The 4,189-nt window shown below is 41.7% G+C and carries 4 protein-coding genes; all 4 read left to right on the top strand.

Annotated elements, in window-relative coordinates; all coding sequences use genetic code 11:
* Nucleotides 1-159 precede the first annotated feature (159 nt).
* The 4 genes from H5202_RS18490 to qatD are packed head-to-tail and all read left to right on the top strand — an operon-like array spanning nucleotide 160 to nucleotide 3,410.
* A complete protein-coding gene (locus tag H5202_RS18490; protein ID WP_182773363.1) occupies nucleotides 160-483 on the top strand; it encodes a hypothetical protein in 324 nt (107 codons plus the stop codon).
* Nucleotides 483-1,349, top strand: a complete 867-nt coding sequence (locus H5202_RS18485) for a hypothetical protein (protein WP_182773362.1) — start codon at nucleotides 483-485, stop codon at nucleotides 1,347-1,349. Before H5202_RS18490 ends, H5202_RS18485 begins: the two co-directional genes overlap by 1 nt.
* The gene (gene qatC, locus H5202_RS18480; RefSeq protein ID WP_182773361.1) at nucleotides 1,342-2,676 is read left to right on the top strand and encodes a Qat anti-phage system QueC-like protein QatC; all 1,335 of its coding nucleotides are present in this window, start codon (nucleotides 1,342-1,344) and stop codon (nucleotides 2,674-2,676) included. The genes H5202_RS18485 and qatC overlap by 8 nt, the downstream gene beginning before the upstream one ends.
* Entirely contained in the window at nucleotides 2,673-3,410 is a 738-nt protein-coding gene (qatD, locus tag H5202_RS18475) for a Qat anti-phage system TatD family nuclease QatD (RefSeq protein WP_182773360.1), read from the top strand. The genes qatC and qatD overlap by 4 nt, the downstream gene beginning before the upstream one ends.
* Nucleotides 3,411-4,189 lie beyond the last annotated feature (779 nt).

Here is a 4,189-nt window from a genome sequence, read left to right as displayed (position 1 = left end):
GCTTGGCATATTCTAATTTTTGAAGAGGGCTGACAGTAATTTTCGTTTTTCTAATCATGATAAATACCTTTAAGATTTTGCTTATTTTAAGCTATAAATCTCTACAGTTTCATTAGACCATTACACCCAGCTCTCTACCTGAGCAAGGAAAATGTTCCTATGGGATCTTTTGGAACAGTTATGTCGGGAGCAGCTCAAAAACTCGTATTGGCACTATTGAAACAGACCCAAAGAATCAGTCAAGCAAGTACTAAAGCGATAGAAGAAACTCCACCAGATGACTACATGCCAGCAATGGATGCAGTGCTCGAAAAGCTGAGACAAATTGGAGATTGGAGCAAACGCCCAGACGGGATTTATGGCGCGAGATTGCTCGCGGAAAAAGATGTTAGGTGCAAAGCCACTTTCTTGGATTTTATAAAGCACCTACCGCCAGAGCGTTGGATGAAACCAATCATAGAAGAACTAGAAGGAGCTAAGTAATGGGAACATCTGCATCATCAAAAGGACCCAAAGATAAAAATCCTCTCGTGCCACCTTGGGCTGAAAGTGGTGACGGATTAACAATTGAGCCAGCTACTGACACTGATGGAGACGTTGGCCTTGGCGATGGCGAAGATAATAGCCAAGAAGTTGATAACGATAAGGTACAACAAGAAATTGGTCCACCGAATTATGCACCACCGGCAACAAACAGATACAGAAGTGCAAGACAAGCATTTGGCAAGTATGCCGGCACAGGTGGCACAAGCTCAGACCTTAGGCGTTCTCTAAAACATTACTCTAAAAAATCCTCCGGTGGAGGGAAAGGGACAAGTCGCAGACTTGCAAGTGGCATAACCGCAGGTTCTGGACTCGTAGGAATGATGCGCGGGGACAATGTTACCGTTGGGGGGCAATCCTTATCTTTTAACGATCTTCTGGGTCTAACTACTGATCAAGCGATTGATCGCATAGCCTCTCATTTAGCGCCAGATAACTCAGATTCTGACTCGGTTCGCATTGCTCTCAATTATGCTTTGGAAGAAGCACTTCCTGATACTCAAGACTTCGATCCTGCAAGTTTTACTGACGAGGTAATCCAAGATGCAATCTCCTGTTATTTAACCGACTTAATTTTTCAAGACGTAGTCACAGGAATGGGAGAAGCATGGTTCAAAGCAGAGATAGCAACTAAGCATCACAAAATGGAAAGCGAATTAAGGGAACTGATTAAAGTGATAACACAACAAGAAATGGATAAAGCGACAAACGGCAATCCCAGTAATATCGCCAAGAACAACATTAAGAAAATTCAAATTGAGGCAATATCAAAAACTGTAGAGCATTGGGAGAAATTCAATGACTGATTTTTACTTCCATCACGACCCAGACAAACTTCCTGACTACTCTGGCGAATGCCACCCGGTACAAATTTTTGATAGCCATCCGCTAAATAAGTATAAATGCAGTCACGCATCGAAAGAGTTGCTCACCAAGATTAGAAAGCTTGGGGTTGCGATTAATCCCGATGCACTTGATTTAGTAACTATCGCAACAGCAGTGACTTCGGCAGAGACATTTGAGCCAAGAGAGAATGCGCCAAATTCTTGGTCACGAATCTTGAATCTCCACATACCTGTATTTGCTCCAGATAAGTGGGAAGCAGTAGCTAAAAGACTTGAATCACTGTTAGGTTTTTTAACTGGCGATCAATGGAAATTATCTTTTCTCAAGTCTGAATTAGAGCTACCTAAGCCAATAAATAGCAAGCAGTCCAAGCTTACGACGGAATCATTGAAAGGATTTAATACGGTCTGTCTTTTTTCTGGAGGTTTAGACAGCGCAATTGGAGCGATTGATATTCTCAATGGTAACTCTGATATTCGCCCAATGCTTGTAAGCCACGCATATCGAGCTGATGGAGCGAAACAGCAAGATATAAAAAAACTGCTCAAAAAGCCATTTGGGGAGTTTTCATATTCAATAGCCCCTCAATTATCCAGTCAGGCGAACCATGCGAACGATACCAGCATGAGGGGAAGGAGCTTTAATTTCTTAGTGATGGCTGTATTGGGGATTACGGCACTTAGAAAAGTAAATAACGATGATACTATCTCTCAGATTATTGTACCTGAAAATGGATATATATCGATTAATCCGCCGTTAACTCGCAGGCGCATTGGAAGCCATAGCACCCGGACAACTCACCCAAACTTTCTATCTCAGCTAGAGATATTGCTCAACGATGTTGGATTTAATATTCACTTTATAAACCCTTATCAGTTTAAAACCAAAGGCGAAATGCTAGCTGAGTGCGTTGATCAAGACGCAGTTAAAAAAGCGATACTATTAAGTGTATCTTGCAGCCACTGGCATCGAGAACATATACAATGTGGCTATTGTCTTCCATGTTTAATCAGACGAGCTTCCGTATTTCATGCAGGCTTTACAAAAGATGCTGACTATGCGGTTCCACGACTTAAAAGCATATTGAACGAATCAGAGAAAAGAGACGACGTTCATGCAGTGCAAACTGCAATAATTAGATTAAAGAAGAGCCCTGACTACATGGCTTGGTTACGCCAGTCTGGACCCTTGCCACTGAATAAAGAGACACGTGAAAAACTGGAGTCTATGGTGAAAAGAGGTTTGGCAGAAGTTGAAGCATTTTTGAAATCGGTCAACCTAGCATGATGGATCTGCATTGCCATGTCGATTTGTACCCAGATCACCGCGAGGTACTTAATGACTTGAGGGAATGCAATTACTATGTGCTGTCAGTTACAACTGTGCCATCCGCTTGGAGAGGCACAGTTAAACTTACAGAAGGTATTGCCCGTTGTAAGACTGCTTTAGGGTTGCACCCACAGCTAGCCCACTTGAGAAAGCATGAGCTAGCCATCTTCGATGAGCTAATAGGTGAAACTAGATACATAGGAGAGATTGGTCTAGATGGTTCAAAGGGTTACATACCGTACTTCGAGGATCAACTCCACGTATTCAACCATATTCTTGAAAAGTGCTCTCAGTTCAATGACAAAATTCTATCTATTCACAGCCTAAACGCTACAGAACAAGTCATCGATTGTTTGAAAAAACACCCCCTAGCAGGAACGCCAATACTTCATTGGTTTTTAGGAACCAAAAAGCAAGTACAGGAAGCAACCGAACACGGCTGTTTTTTCTCTGTCGGCCCGTCAATGTTGAATTCAAATCGGGGAATGAAAATTGCGTCGTGGTTACCGCCAGATCGTGTGTTGCTCGAAACTGATGGTCCATTTGCAAAAGTGGATAATTCCCCACTGTTACCCTCACAAGCCAGACTTGCTGTTAATGAGTTGTCTTTGTTGTGGAAAGTTACCGCCGAGGATGTTTTTGCTCAACTTAAGCGGAACATGGTTTTGTTGTTGAATGGTGGCATAACATAGTGTTGTAAAATTTATGACTACTAGTCAGCGGGTTAGACACTGGCATAGCGTATCAGTTTTAAGTGAAAATTAACGGTGAGCATGTTGTTGGGGATCCATACAAATTTTAATCCGAAACTGGCGAGTTAGAGTTAAAAACCTAACTCGGAGATGTCCAGAAATAAGCTAGAAAGCTTCTGAAATAGTGGCCAAAGATGTGTTGCAATAAGTTGATTTGAACTAATGCAAGTTCATACCATTTACGGCACATCAGCATAAACTCTTGTAATTCGTTCAGCCGCATGAACATCATTTTGTAGCTGGCGAAGCTTTGAAATCGATATTGACCATTTTGGTGATGATAATTTGCGCAGCCTTGCTATTAAGTTAACTCAGCAATTGCGTAAGTCAGCAACGGCTGATCGGCAAAAGCGAGATAGTGTTTGAGCCAGAATGCGTAATTTTGTACGCAGATTACTGCGTAGATGGAAATAACCGCCAGATGCAGCAGAAGACGCGATTAGACTGTTACTTGAACAGGCAGAAGGGTTGGTATAAGTAGTGTTTTTAAAAGGGAATATGGGGTATGTGCGGACTCGCTATGCCCCACTGCCAATTAAATATGTTGTTTCTTTGGCCTGTTAGAGTTCCTTTTGCACAATAATTCAAATAAACCATTCTTTATCTTATTTTATTGAGCATAAATCAGATAGCTCGAAAGGATCTGTGATTTAAACGAAGACAAAACTAAATCATCAATTTTGTTTTTGCCCCTAAGTTGATGATTGTTAATATCACCA

It is taken from the genome of Shewanella sp. SG41-4 (assembly GCF_014164505.1).
GTDB lineage: Bacteria > Pseudomonadota > Gammaproteobacteria > Enterobacterales > Shewanellaceae > Shewanella.
Note: the sequence above shows the minus strand (reverse complement) of the source record. Positions and strands in the feature narration are given on the sequence as shown.